The organism is Comamonas brasiliensis, assembly GCF_018292285.1.
GTDB lineage: Bacteria > Pseudomonadota > Gammaproteobacteria > Burkholderiales > Burkholderiaceae_C > Comamonas > Comamonas brasiliensis.
On sequence record NZ_JAANES010000006.1, the window covers coordinates 176,653 to 193,517 of the forward strand.

Below are 16,865 nucleotides of genomic sequence, written 5' to 3' on the forward strand. Positions count from 1 at the left end.
GCAAAGAAGTCTCCAAAGCCCAGCAGGCCTTCGCCTCGTCGGGCTTGGTGACTTCCATCTTTCTTTCAAGCCATACCCGCCATGCGCTACCTCACCTCTTCCTCCTGCCTGATGGCAGCGACCGCCGTCACGGTTACCTTGCTGAGCGCCTGCGCCGACACTCGCCCGCTCCAGGCCGCTAGCTCCGAGACGGTCACTCAGACCAGCGGCGTCGGCAGCATCAGCGCCATCGTCACGCGGCAGGACGTCCAGTTCGACGACAAGTTCTATTTCCCCTATGAAGGCCGCCACCCTGCCACCAAGGCTGATTTCCCCAAGGGCTTTCTGCCGGCCTACGGTTCGGGCCTGGCTTTGAAGGGCAGGCGCGCCGACGGCACGTTGGAGTTCTACGCCATTACCGACCGCGGCCCGAACGCCACCACCGGCCCGGTCACCCAGATCACCGACGGCTCCAACCCCACGGGCTTCTCCAGTTCCACGGTGTTTCCTTCGCCCAACTTCACGCCGTCCATTGGCGTGATCACTCTCGGCAAGGACGGAGCCAGGCTCGTCTCGAGCCTGCCGGTCAAGTTCAGCGCCGCGCAGAATGCCAATGGTCGTGTTCAGCCACGGGGCATCACGGGCAACACAGGCGAGCAAGTTCTGGACGACTCCTTCACCTACCCCGGTAAGGCCAAGGGCTACAGTGAGTTCGGCTTGGACACCGAATCCGTGGTGGTGGATGCTGCACGCAATGTGCTGTGGGTGTCCGATGAATACGGCCCCTTCATCGTGAAGATCGACCCGGCTACCGGCATCATCCTCAAGAAATACAAGCCCGGCACTGGCGCGGCCGATCTGCCTGCCATCCTCGCCAAACGCCGCGCCAACCGTGGCATGGAAGGGCTGAGCATCGATGCGGCCAGCGGCAAGCTACACGGTTTTCTACAAAGTCCGCTGAACGACGGCAAGGCCGACTACACCACTGCCGCCGTACCCGATGCAACCGGCAAGTCGGAAAACGTGCGTGACTACGCCCGCTTTGTGCGCTGGGTGGAGTTTGACCCGACCACCGAGAAAACCCGTTTGTTTGCTTTGCCCGTCGACGGCAGCTGGTACCACCAGGGCAAGACCGGCAACGCCAAGCTGGGGGATGTGGTTTCGTTGGGCAATGGAAAGTTCATCGCCATTGAGCAAGGCACGGGCAAAGACAAGAAAGTTTTTAACGATCTGGTGCTGATCGAGTTTCCGGCCAACGCCACCGACATCACCGCGCTGGGCTCCGACCTGGAAAAGAGCAGCCTGACCGGAAAGCCGGTCAATGGCTCGGACTACTCCAAGGTGGTGGCGCTCAAGAAAACACGGCTCTTCAACTTGAATGCCACCGGCTGGGCAGCTGAAAAGGCCGAGGGCCTGGCACTGGTCGATGACTACACGTTGGCGCTGACCAACGACACCGACTTCGGTGTCTCTCTGGCCGTGCTGGATGCTAGCGGCAAGGAGATCGAAGCCTCGGACGTCACCCAATGCATGGTGGACGCCGACGGCAAGATCGTGAACGATGGCAGGTGCGCCAAGGGGGCGGAGAGCCTGCGCTTCACCACCAATGACGTCAATGACCGTGCGCAGCGACTGTGGACCTTCAAGTTCAGCAAGAAGTTGAGCGAATACGGCGCTCTCTGAAAGACAGCGGCCGCACAAGCCGCTCTGTGCTGTATACCCCAGGGCGCCGCATCGGCGCCAGCCGGGCCGCGACAGCCACTTTCATAAAGAGTGGCTAACAACACCGATCCACGAAGCACGCACAGATGATCGCCGGTGCCAACGTCAGCAGCGCTTCGTTGATCTCCAGCCGCCGTACGAAAATGGATTCGCGGCTTGCCAAAGCCTGCATACATCCTTGCGTCGGGCTCCCACCCGGTAATGCCTATCCAGTGGCCCGAAGCTCTCAACGGGTCACCTGTAAATACGGCCTGCGATGCCCCGCTGCCTCAATGGATGGCGGCAACGCCGCCTGCGTGCATTGGAGGAGGGCCCGATTTCCAGCCCCCGCAAAGGCGAAGACAACAACAAGGTGCTGTCGAGAATTTTTGCAAAGTTTCATGCAACCTGATGGACAAGGTAAGTCGGCCACCATAGACAGATTGGTTCAAGCCAGAGGCCAGAGCCAGGGTCGCTAGGCTCGATAGCAGAAGATTGCCAGAAATGAAAAATAGATAACTGACAAGCCAAGCCAGATGACATTTCTAAAGCCCGAACGTGACGCCAAGATTCCGGCAAAACCAAATGCAGCGGCAATGAACAACCAACCACTCACTACGGCACTCAGTCCGTAAGAGGTGGCAATACCAAGCTTCCCCCCGGTTGTGAGCTGATGCTCTGTGATGCCAATCCAACCTACGCTGGCGCAGATTGCTGCCATCACACTGCAGGCGATAACGACGGATATCGGAGGTCTCATCAATCTCAAATATTACGTAGATCGCGCCAAGTCACAGGCCATGCGATCTGAGTTGGTGCGAAAGAACGTGTACGGGGCTTGCAGCATAGCTGAAGGCGGTTCAGCCGGGCTTTGGGTATGCAACGGTCTGGGTTATGAGACGCTTTATAGAATCGGGTATGAATATCGCTGACATCAAGGGCCGTCTAGCCTTTCTCCAAGAGGCCGAAAAGCTCAAGAGCGTGCTCCGAAGCTCTCACACCTCGACGGGCAGAGCGGAAAGCACCGCCGAACATACATGGCGCCTGTGCCTGATGGCTATGACCTTCGCGGACGAGCTTGCTGGCATGGACATGCTGAAGATTCTCAAAATGTGCATCGTTCATGATTTGGGCGAAGCCATTCATGGGGACATTCCAGCCATCGAGAAAAACCAGCATCCTGACAAGAGTGCGCAGGAAAAGACCGACCTTCTACATCTGACTCGTTCCCTCGACGAAGCCCAGCGGGCCGACATCCTGGCACTGTGGCAGGAGTATGAGGATGCAGCCTCACCCGAAGCAAAAGCTGTCAAAGCATTGGATAAGCTTGAAACAATCCTTCAGCACAACCAGGGGATCAATCCTCCTGATTTCGACTACGAGTTCAATCTGACCTACGGTCAGAAACACACAAGCGCCGATCCTCTGTTCGCATTGATGCGTAGCATCATTGATGAAGCCACACGCCAGAGATTGGCCGAAAAAGCCAGTTCTCAGTGACTGCAATCGGACGAAAGCCGCAGCAGGTCAATCGCAACTCCCGGTCAAGCACAGACGCCGACGAAGTGTGGAGTTGGGGTGGCTCGCCAGACTGCGGCGCTTGAAGGTAAAGTCTCTGAGATACGGCCTGGAGTCTCGTCGAGCGGCATGTCATGAACCTTATCGACCTTTCGCAACTGAACACTGAGCGAGTGCGTGCCATTTGGGCGCTCGTCGATACGCCCTGCCGACCTCTGCAGGGCAAGGTGGCCTGGTCGTTTGAAGGCAACGGCATTCGCACTCGCACAAGCTTCATCCAGGCGTTTCAAGAGCTTGGCTTGTCATTTGTCGAGTTGCCCAATTTGCTCAAAACGCCCGAGAGAGCTGCCGATCTGGCCGGCTATCTCGACCCTTTTTACGATGTCTATGTCGTGAGGGAATCCAATCACCAGCGCCTCGCGGAGTTTGCCTTTGCGTCACAACGCCCGGTAATCAATGCCATGTCCGGTTTGGGGCATCCATGTGAGGTGCTGACTGACGCTTTCTACATTGACAGGTCGATAGCGCCCATCGAGCAAGCCCGCATCTGTTTGTGGGGCCCGACGACCAATGTGCTGCGGTCGTGGCACGAGCTGGCTTTCTCGCTGCAACTGCCAATCATGCATATCTGCGATGAACGGCTGCATGAGACCCTGCCATACGTTGAATTTGCATCAACCCCATCCCGAGCCGCTGACATTGTCATTACCGATGGCTGGCCAGGCGGTGCCGAAGCAATGGCTAAATCACTCACTGTGGCCGATCTGGATTGCATGGGCATGCCCATGCTGCTTGCTACACCGCCATTTTCCATTGGGCGCGAGATTGCATTTGACCCGGTTCAATATCCCCGCTTCTCCGGGTACAGTCAAAAGTCGTTATTGCTGCCCGTGCAAAAAGCAATTCTGCGATACCTGCTCGCCCGCTGAGCTTCCGTATCAATGCAGAGATTGATGCCAGTCTCTGATAAACGCAGCCACTATGCCTGACCTGGCATCCGATGTCCGCTTCCACCGAAAGCTTGGCAAAGCAAAGCAAGCAAGCCAATCTGAGCGGCAGCGCGTGCAAGCTGCGAACCGGTGATACCTGGCCTGATCGCCTGCGCAATAGCTACGCATGAGTTACCGGTTCTCTGCCCAGCCTCTTCATTCATGGGTGCGAAATCGGCTGCGGTACTCGGCAGGCGTGGTGTTCAGTTGCCTGCGGAACGCGCGAGTCAGCGTATCGGTAGTGCCCAGGCCGCAGGCAGTGGCAATGCGCACCAATGGCTCATCAGACGTTTCAAGGCGATTGCGTGCCATCTCCACACGCACGGACTCAATGTACGCGGCAGGTGTGGTGCACAACTCGGTCTTGAACAGGCGGGTCAGTTGTCGCTCGCTGACATGGATTCGCTCGGCCAAGACCGGCAGCGTGAGCGGTCTCGCAACGTTCTGCGCTATGTAATGGCGTAGCGCGTCCATGCGACGTGTGGTCGAAGGCTGGGCTATGGCTACGCTGAACTGGCTCTGCCCGCCGGGCCGCTTCAGGAACATGACGAGCTGCCGGGCCACACGCTGTGCAGCTGCCTCACCGAAGTCGTCTGCCACCAAGGCCAGTGCCAGATCGAGACAGGCTGTAAGACCCGCCCCCGTCCACAGATTGCCCTCGCGGATAAAGATCGGCTCGGCATCCACGGTCACGGCCGGGTACTCTGCCGCCAGTTGCTGCGCGGTGGACCAGTGCGTGGTGACACGCTTGCCATCCAGCAGCCCTGCCGCGGCGAGCACATGTGCGCCCACGCAGACAGAGGTAACGCGGCGGGTACGGGCAGCCAGCTTCTTCACCCAAGATACGACCTGCGGGTCGACCACGGCGCGCAGCTCGCGCGCCGCATTCCTTTGCACCGCACCTGGCACTACCAGAGTGTCGATGCGCTTGCGCGCCAATTGGGCAAAGGTGGTATCGGGCAGCACGCGCACACCCGCGGAGGTCTGCACCGCCTCCAATGTCTCGGCCGCCAGCACCACACGATAGCCTGTGGGCTGATCCATCTCGCGCTCGAGTAGCGAGAACACCTCGGCGGGACCCGTCATGTCCAGCAGATCCACCTGATCGAACAGGACGATGACGATGAGGCGTTCCATGTGTTGCTTGCAGAAAATGTCTGAATCTGCATGTTATATGACATTGCAGACACCACTCCACGTTCCTACCATTCCTTCATCGCTCAACATTGATAAGGAAGCCGGACCATGACCCCCTCCAGGACCCTGAGAGAACTCAACGCCCTCGACGAATCGCCTGCCAACCTGGCCAACGCCACCTTGGTGCTGGTGGACTACCAGAACACCTACACACACGGCGTGATGGAACTCACGGGCTGGAAGCCTGCGCTGGAAGCAGCCTCAGCCCTGCTTGCCCGCGCACGTGCAGCGGGAACAAAGATCATTCATGTGATGCATGACGGCGGCACGGGCTCTCCCTACGACATCACGAAGGACATCGGGCAGATTCACGCCAGCGTGGCACCCATGGCCGACGAAGCCGTGGTGGTGAAGCATGCCCCCAACAGTTTTGTAGGAACCAATCTCGGCGAGCTGGTGGACGCAGCAGGTCGCCAGCAACTCATCATCATCGGCTTCATGACCCATATGTGCGTGACATTCACGGCCGAAGGCGCCTTTCTGCGCGGCAACCAGCCAACCGTCGTGGCCGATGCCTGCGCCACACGCCCGCTGCGCAGTGCCGTGGCAGACGTAGAGGCAGAGCAGCTGCATCATTGCGCGCTGGCGACCATTGCCGATTTGTACGGTGTCGTCGTCTCCTCGGGCGCTACGCTGCACTGAAGTTTGGCGGGGTCCGGTGGCTTTAACTGAGCACTTAACCTGAAGCCCAGCCGAACAGGCGCGCCGGATTTTTCACCAGCACCTGTTGCTGCTCATCGTCATCCATCAGCCAGTGCCCCATGTCCTGTTGGATGGTCTGGGTAGGCACCGTGCGAAACTGACTAGGCTCCAAGGCCGGGACGCCTGCATCCCTGGCTGTATGCGGCCAGTCACTGCCCCACAGTATTCCGTGTGGAGCATGGCTCACCAGATGTCTTGCCCAGGCGCGGGCCCATTGCGCATCAGCCAGACGATAAGGCGCGGAAAGCTTGACAAATATGCGGCCACTTTCAGCAAGCCGCAGCAGCAATCCGTCATCTTGAGAGGCTGCAGCCGAGAACGGCACCATTGCGAAATGGTCTAGGACAAAAGACCCCGGCAACCGACTCAGGTGCGTGCTCACGGCTTGCAGCACCGGATATGCCATGTACAGCTGGATACTCCAGCCCAGATGGCAAACGCGCTCACTCCAGTAAGAGAGTTCGTTGCAAGCCGAGGCGACGTCTTCGTTGCCAGAGCTTTGCAGATTCACGCGGATTGCTCGCACACCTGCTGCATGCCAGACCTTCAGCTGAGCTTCGCTGACGTCGCGCGGTGCTACTGCCACGCCACGCGCACTGTCGCCGAGCTCGGCCAGGGCATCCAGCAGGCACTGGTTGTCAAACCCGTAAACGCTTGGCTGCACCAGCACCACACGCTGCATGCCTATAGCCTGCAAATGTTGCCACAGCGCCTGCGCAGATGCTTGATGCGGTGTGTAGTGCCGCATCGGATCCATGGAATATTGCTGCTGCGGCCCGAATACATGGGTGTGCGTGTCGCAGCGGAAAGCCGGAGGCCCTGCCTCCGTCCTTGAACTTCGCTCAACTAGCTCCATGACTTCGCCTTGCCTGGCTTCACCGCGTCAACGCAGCGATAAGCTGTGACAGCTTGCGGCCTGTGGCAGCGGTGCCGAGCTGACCGCCCACATCGCGCGTGGCCTCGCCGTGCTCGACAGCCTGGCCGGCACAGGTGACGATAGCCTCGCTGGCCCGCACAAAACGCATGTCATTGCTGCGCTGACCGTACCAGTTCAGCAACTGGCTGGCCGACAAGATCAGCGAAAACGGATTGGCAATGTCCTGGCCTGCGATGTCCGGCGCAGATCCATGAGCCGCTTGCCCCATCGCATATTGCCGGCCGGCGTTGACGGAGCCTCCCAGGCCCAGACTGCCGGACAGCTCGGCCGTCAGGTCAGAGAGGATGTCACCGAACATATTGGTCGTGACGATGACGTCGAAGCGTTGAGGTGCACGCACCACATGGGCCATCATCGCGTCGACGATGAACTCGTCAACTTCGATCTCCGGGAAATCCTTGGCAACACGCTGACATTCTTCAATGAACATGCCATCGCCCAGCTTGAGCACATTGGCCTTGTGGACGATGCTGACATGCTTGCGCCGGCGCTGAGCCAGCTCGAAGGCCGAGCGTGCCACGCGTGCGCAGCATTCGCGGGTGATCCGGCGAAGAGAGACGACCACGTCGGGCGTGATCAGCATTTCGCTGCCGCCCGATGCAATGTTGCGATCTGCGTAGAAGCCTTCGGTGTTCTCACGAACCACGACCAGATCGAAATCATCCACCTTGTGTGGCACGCCAGCCCAGGTTCGCGCAGGCCGGATGTTGGCAAACAAGTCCAGCTCCTTGCGGAAGAACTTGGAAGGGTTGATCTCGCCCTTGGCTTCGTCCTTGAAGTCATAGGTGGCCATGGGACCGAGCATCAGGCCATCGGCTGCCTTGACCTTGGCCAGAAGTTCCGGCGTGACCGTCGCACCATATTTGCGCAGGCTTTCGTGGCCGGCGATATCGTGGTCAAGGGCCAGATTCAGATCAAACTTATGAGATACAGCCTCCAGCACCTCCACCGTGGCGGCCATGGTTTCCGGGCCGATTCCATCGCCGGGCAATACAACCAGTTTCATACTCAACTTTCTTTTTTCAACGCTTAGTCAATCAATACGGAAGTGCTTCGGACCAGTTGCCGGTATTTGGCGATTTCCTTGCGGACAAAAGCATCCACCTCCTGCGGCGTATAGCTTTTGACCAAAGTGCCTTCTGCCTCGAAGCGTGCCTTCAACGCGGGCTGCTGCACGATCTGGTTGATTCTTTGCGACAGAAGTTGCACCACCGGCGCCGGCGTCTGCCTGGGCGCGAAGTAACCACCCCAGAGGCTGAATTCGAAGCCCGGAAATTTCTCTGCAACCGTGGGCACCCCAGGCAGCGCCGCGATGGGCTCCAGACCGGTGACCGCCAATGCCCGCACCTTGCCGCCTTTGATATGTGACAGGATGGATGGCGTGCTGGCCATGAAGAACTGCACCTGCGCTCCAATGAGGTCGGTGATCGCCTGGCCGGCTCCCTTGTACGGAATATGGACCATCTGCACTTTGGCGGCATCTGCAAGAGCTGCAGCTGCCAAATGCCCCGGCGTTGCCGTACCGGACGAAGCGTATGCCACCTTGCCCGGCGCTGCCTTGGCAGCGGCGATCAGGTCGTCCAGCGATTTCCATGGCGCGCCGGCGGGAACCGCCAGCACCAGCGGAGAGTCGCCAACCAGGGCCAAGCCTTGCAGATCCTTCAGACTGTCATAGCCCGGGCTCTTCATGGCCGCACCATTGATGGCGATCTCTCCGGTCTGGCCCAGCAGCAGTGTCAGTCCATCGGCTGGAGCGCGCACCACCATGCGTGTGCCCAGCGCTCCACTGGCGCCAGGACGGTTGTCAACGATGACAGATTGCCCAAGCGCCTTGCCCAGATCGTTGGAAATCAGTCGTGCGAATACATCGCCCTGTCCTCCTGGCGCATACGGAACGACAACAGTGACTGGCCGCCCTGGAAAGCCTGCCTGTGCTCTTGCCATGCTCGTGGCCACCGCTGCAGAGCCAGCGCAGATGGCAGCCAGCAACTGTCTTCTCGACACCAAGCCTGATGGGTCGTGGGATGGCAACATGCTCAGAGCTCCATGCCGGGCTTGCTTGCCACCGCTTTCCATTTGCCCAACTCATCGTGAAGTTCCGCGGCAAAGGCTTTCGGGCTCAGGGAAATAGGCGTTGCGCCTTCATGCTTGAGACGCGAGCGCACTGGCTCAGCGGCGGCGGCTGCATTGACGGCCTGATTGAGCTGATTCACGATCTCTGGTGACACCCCGGCTGGCGCAAGCACACCCCACCAAGTGGTCACGTCATAGCCCTTGATCCCGGCTTCTGCCATGGTGGGCACCTGTGGAAACAGGCTGGAGCGCTGAGCACTGGTGACGGCCAGAAGCTCCAGCTTGCCGGTCTTGAGGTGAGGAAGAATGGTCGGCACCGTGGCAAAGAATGCATCCACACGACCTGCCAGCAGTTCCAGCGCAGCGGGGCCGCTGCCTTTGAAGGGGACATGCGTCATTGGAAGTGTCGCCTGCTGCCTGAAAAGTTCGCCAGACAGGTGGTTGATGCTGCCTGCGCCAGCTGAACAGTAATTGATGCCGCCTTCGCGTGTTTTGGCAATCTTTGGCAGGTCCGCGACCGACTTCGCCCCCAGAGCCTTGTTGGTGACCAAAAGCAGAGGCCCACGACCGATCATTGCCACCGGAGCAAAGTCAGTTTCCGGCTTGTAGGGCAGCTTGGGATCAATGGCTGCGTTCGTCGCGAAAGTGGATGTTGCAAACAGCAGCGTGTAGCCATCGGGCTTGGCTTTTGCCACAAAGTTCGCACCTATGGAGCCACCTGCCCCACCCTTGTTGTCAACGACAACTGGTTGGCCAAAGCGATTTGACAACTGGCTGGCAATGTCACGTGCGATGCTGTCTGTACCGCCACCCGCCACAAAAGGAACAACCAGCGTGATGGGACGCTCGGGCCACTTTCCCTGAGCTGCTGCCGAGTTCACCAGCATCAATCCAGCGGCAGCAGCGAGCCACGCTTTTCTGAAATCACCCAAGCCTTGCATTTCGTCTCCGTTTCTTATGTTCTGGACGAATGATCAGTGATTTAATTAATGCAGTAAATTGCAAAAAATCTTCTAATTGATGCGTTTTTCAAATGAATTTCGACATTGCTGATCTCAAGGCCTTTGTGGCTGTGGCGGAGCTGGCCAGTTTCAAGCGCGCAGCCGAGCTGCTGCACATCTCCCAACCAGCCTTATCAAGACGGGTCGAGAAACTGGAGCAAGCCTTGTCGCTCAAGCTTCTGGAGCGCACCACTCGCAAAGTGGAACTCAATGCCATGGGACGTGTTTTCTTGCCTCGTGCCCAGCATGTGCTGGCCGAGCTGGAGGCCTCGCTGATCGGGATGACCGAACTCAACGAACGGCTGCACGGTCTGGTGACCATTGCCTGCATCCCTTCTGTCGTGGATACGGTGGTGGCGAGCGCCATCCATCAGATCAAGAAGCAGTTTCCTCGCATTCGGCTGCGCATCCTGGATCAACCCGCTGCAGACATCCTGCTGACCGTGGCGCGCTCCGAAGTGGATTTCGGAATCGGCTATCTCGGAGCCAGCGAGCCTGACCTCGACTTCGAAGAACTGGCTTCGGAGTCTTTTGTGCTGGCCTGCCGCAAAGACCATCCTCTTGCCACCCGCAGCAGCATTTGCTGGAGTGAGCTGGCACATCAGGACTGTGTCACCCAAGCGCAAGGCAGCGGCAATCGCCTGCTCATCGACCAGGCTCTGTCAGACACCGTCACCCGACCCCATTGGGTATGCGAAGTCCAACATGTCCCCAGCCTGCTCAGCCTGGTTCGGCGCGGGGTGGGCGTGGGCGCAGTCCCTCAGCACGCAATCAGCGGGACCGATCTCTGCGGCATCCCGTTGGTAGAGCCGCAGGTACTACGCAGCATCGGTTTGATCTCGCGACGGGGCAAGGCACTTTCTGCCATGGCTCAGGAACTCCAGAGGGCCTTGCGACTGGTTCATATCCAGCAGTTGGACTGAGCGCAAAGCTGTGAGTAGATGACTGCCTGATTAGAGCTGCCGGTGTAGCGGCTATTCCTCGCCCAAGCCTGCTCTCCTTACGGGCTGAGCGGGCAGGCCCGTCATTCCTGCGCAAATTGGGCTTGACCTTGAACCAAGCTTCAAGCTTACGCTTGCGTCATTCCCGGTCATCAAGGCTGGTGAAACTCTTCATCAAGGAGCAGGAATGCAGACCATATTGGGCGCCAACGGGCAGATCGCCACCGAGTTGGCGCGCGAACTCAAGCGCAACTACACCGATGAGCTCAAGCTGGTGAGCCGCAGGCCGCGCAAGATACATGACTCGGACATGCTCGAAGCCGCCGACCTGCTCGATGCCGAGCAAACAGCCAGAGCCGTTCAAGGCAGCAGTGTGGTCTATTTCACCGCAGGCCTGCCTCCCGATACCCAGCTCTGGGAGCAGCAGTTTCCAAGCATGCTTCACAACGCCCTGGCGGCCAGCCGCGCTGCGGGGGCCCCATTTGTCTATTTCGACAACACCTACATGTATCCGCAGGACGCACAGCTGCAGACCGAACAGACGGCATTCGCCCCAGTGGGGCGCAAAGGCAGGGTGCGCGCCGCCATGGCCGAGATGGTGCTGTCCGAGATGGCACGCGGAGAGATCCCCGTGCTGATCGCGCGGGCGCCCGAGTTCTACGGCCCGGCCCAGACGCAGAGCATTACCAACACTTTGGTGATTGACAGGCTCAAGGCCGGCAAGACACCGCTGGCCCCGGTGCGAGACGATCGTCTGCGCACCCTGATCTGGACGCCCGATGCCAGCCGCTCACTGGCTTTGCTGGGCAACACGCCCGATGCTTATGGCCAGACCTGGCATCTGCCATGCGACGATGCACGCCCCAACTACAAGCAGTTGATCGACTGGGCCAGCCAGAGCTTTGGCCGCTCTTGCCGCAATCACAGGCTGCCCCGCTGGGCACTGGGCGCAGCCGGCCTGATCTCAAAACCCGTGGCCGAGCTGCAAGAGCTGCTGGCCCGCTATGCCCACGACAATCTGTTTGACTCCAGCAAGTTCAAGCAGGCATTTCCGGGGTTTGCCGTCACCAGCTACCGGCAGGGGCTGACGCTGATTGCCGAGGAATTTCAGAGTAATCAGCAGCAATCCCTTGCCCAGCCTTCGAAAGCAGCTATCAAATAAGTATCAATAGTTAAAAAGCTACCAGCTCAGCGCCTGGGCCAGCTGCTCGGCCCGAGTTTGCTCGCGCAAGCTCGCCACCGAGGCGCGCAGGATGGCGCGGCTTTCGCCCTGGTCGACAATCCAGAAGACGACACGCTTGACAGGATCTGCGCCCGGCCGGCTCTCCTGCGGGCTCACTTCAAACGTCCATTGGCGACCTTCAGGCCGGCGGTCCCTGGAGCGCGTCTGCGCAGTGAAGCTGCGCTTCTTCATGCTCCCCGCCTTCAAGCGGAACTGCTTTTCCAACGCTGTGCGCAACAGCTTCTCCTGCGCTTCGTCGGACTCGGGGATTTTCAGCCCCGTGGTCAGGCCCAGCAGTTGTCCGGTCATCAGATCGCGGTACATCATGCGCTGCGAGTGCCTTGGTTCCTGCAGATGAAAACCCGCCGCACGCATGGGCAGCACCATGCCGGTATGCCGATTTTCCAGGTCGGCCACCTTCGGGTCCCGGGCCTGCACCCAGATGTTCTGCAGCCCGCCGGCATTGCGCAGGTACTGACGCATCAGTCGCGCGGCATCGGCGTCGCGACCCTGCTGCGCCGCCAGCTCTGCCCCATATTGCTGGGCCAGGTCTACCAGCTCGGACTCCAGCCTGAACAGGCTGACATAGGGCCAGGCCTGCAGTGCCTGATCCAGATAGCGGCCAGCCTCGGCTTGCTGACCGGCCTTGAAGGCCGAGATGCCAGCCACCGTATTCAGGCGTGCCAGCTCGGCGGGGAACTGCGCATCGGCCAAGGCCGCGCGGGCCAGTTGACCGGCCCTGGACCAGTCGTCATCGACCCGCCAGGTCTGGCTCACCTCGCGCTCCTGGCGCGGTAGCTCGGGCGGCAACTCGGGCGCTTTGGGCCACTGCATGGCCTGCCACAGCTGGGGTAGCTGCTGCAGCGCGCTATCACGCTCGCTATCCATTTGCTCGGCGTGCAGGCTCAGTTTCCAGTTACCGCGCACCAGCCCCCACTCCAGATGCAGGACATCGGGCCTCCCCTCTTCTCTTTTCTCGCGGCTGGCCTGCTGGCTTTGCACAGCATCGGCGAACGGCAGGGCCGGCATCCTCAGCCCAGGCTCTGGCATCTGCTCACTGGCAAAAATGCCATGTTCCTGCTGCAACGACTTCTGCCTGGCTGCAGTGTCCATGTCTTTCAGAGCATCGTCATAGCCAAGCCGCATGCGGACCCGCAGGCGCCTGCCATCGGGCTTCAGATAGACATACTCCAGATTCGCGACCTCCTTGCGATCCCTGGCCGGCTCCAGCTGGACCAGGACCCAGCGCCCCTGCACCAGCGGCACGCTGAGCTGAGCGGCCTGGTAGCGCAGTTGCTGGTCTGCCGTATTCCACTGCCACAGCGGCACAAAAGCCTTGGACTCCTGCTTGAGCGCCTGCAGATAGCGAGTCAGTGCGCCTTGATCGCCGGCCATCATGGCGGCCGTCAGGCCGCGCTGTATCAGCGCCTGCATCTGTCCGCTGACCGGGTCGTAGCCGTCGGCTGCAGCCAGAGCCATCATCTGGTCGGTCTGCAACACGGCCTGCGGGTACTGCCCTTGCTGATAGAGCAAGGCGTAGAGCAAGCCCGAAGCATCGAGCTGTTCGTAGGGATTGCCGCGCGGCAGCGTCATGTCCAGCAGCTTGTGCGCCTGGGCGATGGCCTCGTCCCAGCGCTTGGCCTGTGCGGCCTCAACCACGGCACGGCGCAGCCTGAAAAAAAGCGAATCCTGTTCGGCGGGCGAATCCGCCTGTCCGGCAGCCCCCGTCTGCCTTGCCGGTTCAGCCGCCTGCGGCGCAGGGCCCGCCAGCAACAAGGCCACCGCCATGGCGGTCAGGGAAACAGGCGCGGGGATGCGAGGCAAGAAAACCATGAAGTCGATCCACAAGACAGTTCAGCAGACTTGCAGTATAGAAAGCCGCTACCTGCCCGCAGGCCTGGGACGACTCAGGGCAAAAAAAGAGCGGCTCCAGGGCCGCTCTCTTTGACATGCTGCAATGGCTTCAGTCCACCAGACCGGCGTAGACATGCTGCACGTCGTCGTCGTTTTCCAGACCGGCCAGGAATTCCTGCACTTCTTCCTGCTGCTCGGCAGACAGGCTGCTCATGCTGATGGGGTTCTTGGCCTTGTAGCCCAGCTTGACCGACAGCACCTTGATGCCTTGCGCGGGCAAAGCCTTGCTCACGGCGTCCAGATCGGCAATATCGGTAATGAACAAGGTGGTGCCTTCTTCTTCGCCAGCTTCGAAGTCTTGCGCGCCGGCTTCGATGGCAGCCATTTCGACGTCGGCGCCGTTTTCAGGCTCGCCTTCGATCATGCCCACATGGTCAAAATCCCAGGCCACGGCGCTCATCTGGCCCTTGCGGAAGCAGACGCGCATATTGGGAGCCGTGCGATTGGGATTATCGGTCAGGCACTCCACCATCACGGGCACGCGATGGGGGGCGTAGCCTTCAAACAGCACGCTGGAGTAGTTCACGGCGTCGGCGCCAACGCCGGCACCCTTCTTGATGGCACGATCCAGCGTGTCCTTGGGCATGGAAGCCTTGCGGGCCGCTTCCACCGCCATGCGCAGACGCGAATTGGCTGCAGGATCGCCGCCGCCCAGGCGCGCAGCAACCATGATTTCCTTGACCAGCTTGCCAAACAGCTTACCCTTGGCATCGGCGACCAGCGCCTTGCCCTTTGCTTTCCATTGCGCGCCCATGGCTGCGTTCCTTGTTGAATATGGTCCAAGCCTGCGTTGTGCACACACAGGCCGCTCGCCAAACTGCGGCGAGCAAAAGCCGGATTTATACACCTGCGCGCAATCTTTTGTTGGCAAACTGCATCAAGCCCGGGTCACAAACACAGGCAAACAGCGCACTACCACCCAGCCACCAAAGAGGAAAAAACATGCATCGCATCACCATTCAAGCCCTGAGTTGCAGCGTGCTGGCCCTGCTCGGTTCGCAGGCCCTGGCTGCCGCCGAGCTGGGCACCCAAACCGTGGCAACAGGACTGGAGCACCCCTGGGCACTGGCCTTTTTGCCGGACGGACGCTATCTGGTGACAGAGCGCCCTGGCCGCATGCGCATTGTGGAGGCCGGGGGCAGGCTCAACGCCCCTCTCAAAGGCCTTCCCGCCATCGCCGCAGCCGGGCAAGGCGGCCTGCTGGACGTGGTGCTGGACAGCAACTTTGCCAGCAACCGCCAGCTCTATTTCTGCTTCTCGGAGCCGGATCAGGGTGCGGACCGAGGCAAGAACAGCACGGCCATGGCCAAAGCCCGGCTTTCAGCCGACGCAGGCTCCCTTGAAAACGTGCAGATTCTGTTCAGCCAGCGCCCCAAGATCGATTCAGCCCTGCACTTCGGCTGCCGCATCGTCGAACGCAAGGTGAACGGCAAACCCGACGGCTCACTGTTTCTGACACTCGGAGAGCGCTACAAGGCCATGCAGGAGGCCCAGAACCTGCAGACCCATCTGGGCAAGATCGTACGCGTCAACAAGGATGGCAGCGTGCCTCGCGACAACCCTTTTGCTGGCAGGCCCGATGCGCTGGCCGAGATCTGGAGCTATGGCCACCGCAACAGCCAGGGTGCCGCGCTGGGGCCAGGAGACGAGCTCTGGATGACAGAACATGGCCCGCAGGGCGGTGACGAACTCAACCGCATCGAGCCGGGCAAGAATTACGGCTGGCCCGTCATCACCTATGGCGAAAACTATGGGGGCGGCAAGATTGGCGCCGGCATCACCGAGAAGGCAGGAATGGAGCAGCCCCGACATTACTGGGTACCGTCCATCGCTACCTCGGGACTCGCCTATCTGAGCAGCGAGCGCTATGGCGTGGCCTGGAAAGGCTCGTTCATCACGGGTGCGCTCAAGGCCATGCAACTGCAGCGCCTGCAGATTGCCGATGGCAAGGTCACCGCCACCGAAGTGTTGCTGCCGCGTCTGAGCCAGCGCGTGCGCGATGTGCGCCAGGGACCGGACGGCCTGCTGTACCTGCTCACCGATTCATCCGATGGTCAATTGCTGCGCGTGCTGGCAAAGCCCTGAGCAGCCCTCGCCTCCCAGCAGCTGCGGCGATGCTCAGCACAGTACAGCCCGCCGCCGCAGCCAGTACAAATAAGCCACAATGGCCGACCAGAACAAGGCTTCGGCAAACCAGAAGCCGATGGACAACGCATCGATACGGCTGCCCAGCCTGGAGACATACCAGGACATGGCGCCCTGGCTGGCAATGCCAAGAGCCACATAAAGAGCGCCCACCAACACCGCTGCGCGATTGCGAGTCCACAGCAGCCACACCAGCGTGAAGCACAGAGCCGAGTTCAGCGCCAGCAGGGCCTGCAGCAACAGCGCCCACCAGGCTCGTCCTGAAGCGTGCCAGCCGTCGGAAAAATCCGCCTCCAGCAGCATCCAGCCGCTCATCAGGCCCAGAATTCCGAACAGGCACATCAGCAGCGACAGGCCTTTGCCGTGCGGCTGCTCCCAAAGCGTCTTCGTTGTTTTCATCAATGCAAGGCTTCCCGTCTGATCCTGCGAATCGGCGTGACTGCCGTGACGGTACGCAGCCGTCCCTAGACATGGGGTGCGTGACCGCTGACATCCTACTGCGGGCAGCGGCCAGCTTCGCGGTCCAGTGCCAGGCGCGGTACTCAA

At 60.3% G+C, this 16,865-nt stretch carries 15 protein-coding genes and 1 pseudogene; 7 read left to right on the forward strand and 9 right to left on the reverse strand.

Going from position 1 to position 16,865, the window contains the following annotated elements:
- Positions 1-81 precede the first annotated feature (81 nt).
- Positions 82-1,662, forward strand: coding sequence for an esterase-like activity of phytase family protein (locus DJFAAGMI_RS21715; RefSeq protein WP_211459070.1), 1,581 nt, complete (start codon positions 82-84; stop codon positions 1,660-1,662).
- Between the two features lie 94 nt (positions 1,663-1,756).
- Here the strand turns inward: DJFAAGMI_RS21715 and DJFAAGMI_RS25095 are convergent.
- Positions 1,757-1,989: pseudogene (locus DJFAAGMI_RS25095) on the reverse strand (IS5/IS1182 family transposase); the annotation flags it as partial.
- A 609-nt stretch (positions 1,990-2,598) separates the two neighbouring features.
- Between DJFAAGMI_RS25095 and DJFAAGMI_RS21720 the strand changes: the two are divergent.
- Positions 2,599-3,180 (forward strand): HD domain-containing protein, encoded by a 582-nt coding sequence (locus DJFAAGMI_RS21720; RefSeq protein WP_211459072.1) that lies wholly within the window; start codon positions 2,599-2,601, stop codon positions 3,178-3,180.
- Positions 3,181-3,332: 152 nt separating this feature from the next.
- Positions 3,333-4,127, forward strand: a complete 795-nt coding sequence (locus DJFAAGMI_RS21725) for an ornithine carbamoyltransferase (protein ID WP_211459074.1) — start codon at positions 3,333-3,335, stop codon at positions 4,125-4,127.
- A 216-nt stretch (positions 4,128-4,343) separates the two neighbouring features.
- Here the strand turns inward: DJFAAGMI_RS21725 and DJFAAGMI_RS21730 are convergent, their stop codons facing one another.
- The gene (locus DJFAAGMI_RS21730; RefSeq protein WP_211459076.1) at positions 4,344-5,324 is read right to left on the reverse strand and encodes a GlxA family transcriptional regulator; all 981 of its coding nucleotides are present in this window, start codon (positions 5,322-5,324) and stop codon (positions 4,344-4,346) included.
- Between the two features lie 108 nt (positions 5,325-5,432).
- Between DJFAAGMI_RS21730 and DJFAAGMI_RS21735 the strand changes: the two genes are divergently transcribed.
- A complete protein-coding gene (locus tag DJFAAGMI_RS21735; protein WP_211459078.1) occupies positions 5,433-6,026 on the forward strand; it encodes an isochorismatase family protein in 594 nt (197 codons plus the stop codon).
- 34 nt (positions 6,027-6,060) lie between these two features.
- Here the strand turns inward: DJFAAGMI_RS21735 and DJFAAGMI_RS21740 are convergent, their stop codons facing one another.
- From DJFAAGMI_RS21740 to DJFAAGMI_RS21755, 4 genes are read right to left on the reverse strand one after another with little or no spacing between them, the layout of a single operon-like run.
- Positions 6,061-6,942, reverse strand: a complete 882-nt coding sequence (locus tag DJFAAGMI_RS21740; protein WP_211459080.1) for an amidohydrolase family protein — start codon at positions 6,940-6,942, stop codon at positions 6,061-6,063.
- A gap of 19 nt (positions 6,943-6,961) precedes the next feature.
- The gene (locus tag DJFAAGMI_RS21745; RefSeq protein WP_211459082.1) at positions 6,962-8,029 is read right to left on the reverse strand and encodes an isocitrate/isopropylmalate dehydrogenase family protein; all 1,068 of its coding nucleotides are present in this window, start codon (positions 8,027-8,029) and stop codon (positions 6,962-6,964) included.
- Positions 8,030-8,052: 23 nt separating this feature from the next.
- Positions 8,053-9,057, reverse strand: coding sequence for a Bug family tripartite tricarboxylate transporter substrate binding protein (locus DJFAAGMI_RS21750; protein WP_211459084.1), 1,005 nt, complete (start codon positions 9,055-9,057; stop codon positions 8,053-8,055).
- A 2-nt stretch (positions 9,058-9,059) separates the two neighbouring features.
- On the reverse strand, positions 9,060-10,037 hold the full coding sequence (locus tag DJFAAGMI_RS21755) for a tripartite tricarboxylate transporter substrate binding protein (RefSeq protein WP_211459086.1): 978 nt from the start codon (positions 10,035-10,037) through the stop codon (positions 9,060-9,062).
- 92 nt (positions 10,038-10,129) lie between these two features.
- On the opposite strand from DJFAAGMI_RS21755, the gene DJFAAGMI_RS21760 reads away from it, so the two are divergent.
- On the forward strand, positions 10,130-11,020 hold the full coding sequence (locus DJFAAGMI_RS21760; RefSeq protein ID WP_211459088.1) for a LysR family transcriptional regulator: 891 nt from the start codon (positions 10,130-10,132) through the stop codon (positions 11,018-11,020).
- 205 nt (positions 11,021-11,225) lie between these two features.
- Positions 11,226-12,200, forward strand: a complete 975-nt coding sequence (locus DJFAAGMI_RS21765; protein ID WP_211459090.1) for an NAD-dependent epimerase/dehydratase family protein — start codon at positions 11,226-11,228, stop codon at positions 12,198-12,200.
- A gap of 18 nt (positions 12,201-12,218) precedes the next feature.
- On the opposite strand, the gene DJFAAGMI_RS21770 is transcribed toward DJFAAGMI_RS21765, so the two are convergent.
- Together DJFAAGMI_RS21770 and DJFAAGMI_RS21775 are read right to left on the reverse strand one after the other, a co-directional pair.
- Positions 12,219-14,093 carry a hypothetical protein gene (locus DJFAAGMI_RS21770; RefSeq protein WP_249334676.1) on the reverse strand — a complete coding sequence of 625 codons (1,875 nt, stop codon included), beginning with the start codon at positions 14,091-14,093 and terminating at the stop codon, positions 12,219-12,221.
- A 130-nt stretch (positions 14,094-14,223) separates the two neighbouring features.
- Entirely contained in the window at positions 14,224-14,928 is a 705-nt protein-coding gene (locus tag DJFAAGMI_RS21775; protein ID WP_003053809.1) for a YebC/PmpR family DNA-binding transcriptional regulator, read from the reverse strand.
- Positions 14,929-15,116: 188 nt separating this feature from the next.
- Here DJFAAGMI_RS21775 and DJFAAGMI_RS21780 point away from each other — a divergent pair, with 188 nt between their 5' ends.
- A complete protein-coding gene (locus tag DJFAAGMI_RS21780) occupies positions 15,117-16,259 on the forward strand; it encodes a PQQ-dependent sugar dehydrogenase (protein WP_211459092.1) in 1,143 nt (380 codons plus the stop codon).
- Positions 16,260-16,292: 33 nt separating this feature from the next.
- On the opposite strand, the gene DJFAAGMI_RS21785 is transcribed toward DJFAAGMI_RS21780, so the two are convergent.
- Positions 16,293-16,718 carry a virulence factor MviN gene (locus DJFAAGMI_RS21785; RefSeq protein WP_211459094.1) on the reverse strand — a complete coding sequence of 142 codons (426 nt, stop codon included), beginning with the start codon at positions 16,716-16,718 and terminating at the stop codon, positions 16,293-16,295.
- Between the last annotated feature and the right edge of the window lie 147 nt (positions 16,719-16,865).

Coding starts and splice junctions, on each gene's coding strand:
- DJFAAGMI_RS21715 (WP_211459070.1), top strand. CDS start 82: ATGCGCTACCTCACCTCTTCCTCCTGCCTGATGGCAGCGACCGCCGTC.
- DJFAAGMI_RS21720 (WP_211459072.1), top strand. CDS start 2,599: ATGAATATCGCTGACATCAAGGGCCGTCTAGCCTTTCTCCAAGAGGCC.
- DJFAAGMI_RS21725 (WP_211459074.1), top strand. CDS start 3,333: ATGAACCTTATCGACCTTTCGCAACTGAACACTGAGCGAGTGCGTGCC.
- DJFAAGMI_RS21730 (WP_211459076.1), bottom strand. CDS start 5,324: ATGGAACGCCTCATCGTCATCGTCCTGTTCGATCAGGTGGATCTGCTG.
- DJFAAGMI_RS21735 (WP_211459078.1), top strand. CDS start 5,433: ATGACCCCCTCCAGGACCCTGAGAGAACTCAACGCCCTCGACGAATCG.
- DJFAAGMI_RS21740 (WP_211459080.1), bottom strand. CDS start 6,942: ATGGAGCTAGTTGAGCGAAGTTCAAGGACGGAGGCAGGGCCTCCGGCT.
- DJFAAGMI_RS21745 (WP_211459082.1), bottom strand. CDS start 8,029: ATGAAACTGGTTGTATTGCCCGGCGATGGAATCGGCCCGGAAACCATG.
- DJFAAGMI_RS21750 (WP_211459084.1), bottom strand. CDS start 9,057: ATGTTGCCATCCCACGACCCATCAGGCTTGGTGTCGAGAAGACAGTTG.
- DJFAAGMI_RS21755 (WP_211459086.1), bottom strand. CDS start 10,037: ATGCAAGGCTTGGGTGATTTCAGAAAAGCGTGGCTCGCTGCTGCCGCT.
- DJFAAGMI_RS21760 (WP_211459088.1), top strand. CDS start 10,130: ATGAATTTCGACATTGCTGATCTCAAGGCCTTTGTGGCTGTGGCGGAG.
- DJFAAGMI_RS21765 (WP_211459090.1), top strand. CDS start 11,226: ATGCAGACCATATTGGGCGCCAACGGGCAGATCGCCACCGAGTTGGCG.
- DJFAAGMI_RS21770 (WP_249334676.1), bottom strand. CDS start 14,093: ATGGTTTTCTTGCCTCGCATCCCCGCGCCTGTTTCCCTGACCGCCATG.
- DJFAAGMI_RS21775 (WP_003053809.1), bottom strand. CDS start 14,928: ATGGGCGCGCAATGGAAAGCAAAGGGCAAGGCGCTGGTCGCCGATGCC.
- DJFAAGMI_RS21780 (WP_211459092.1), top strand. CDS start 15,117: ATGCATCGCATCACCATTCAAGCCCTGAGTTGCAGCGTGCTGGCCCTG.
- DJFAAGMI_RS21785 (WP_211459094.1), bottom strand. CDS start 16,718: ATGAAAACAACGAAGACGCTTTGGGAGCAGCCGCACGGCAAAGGCCTG.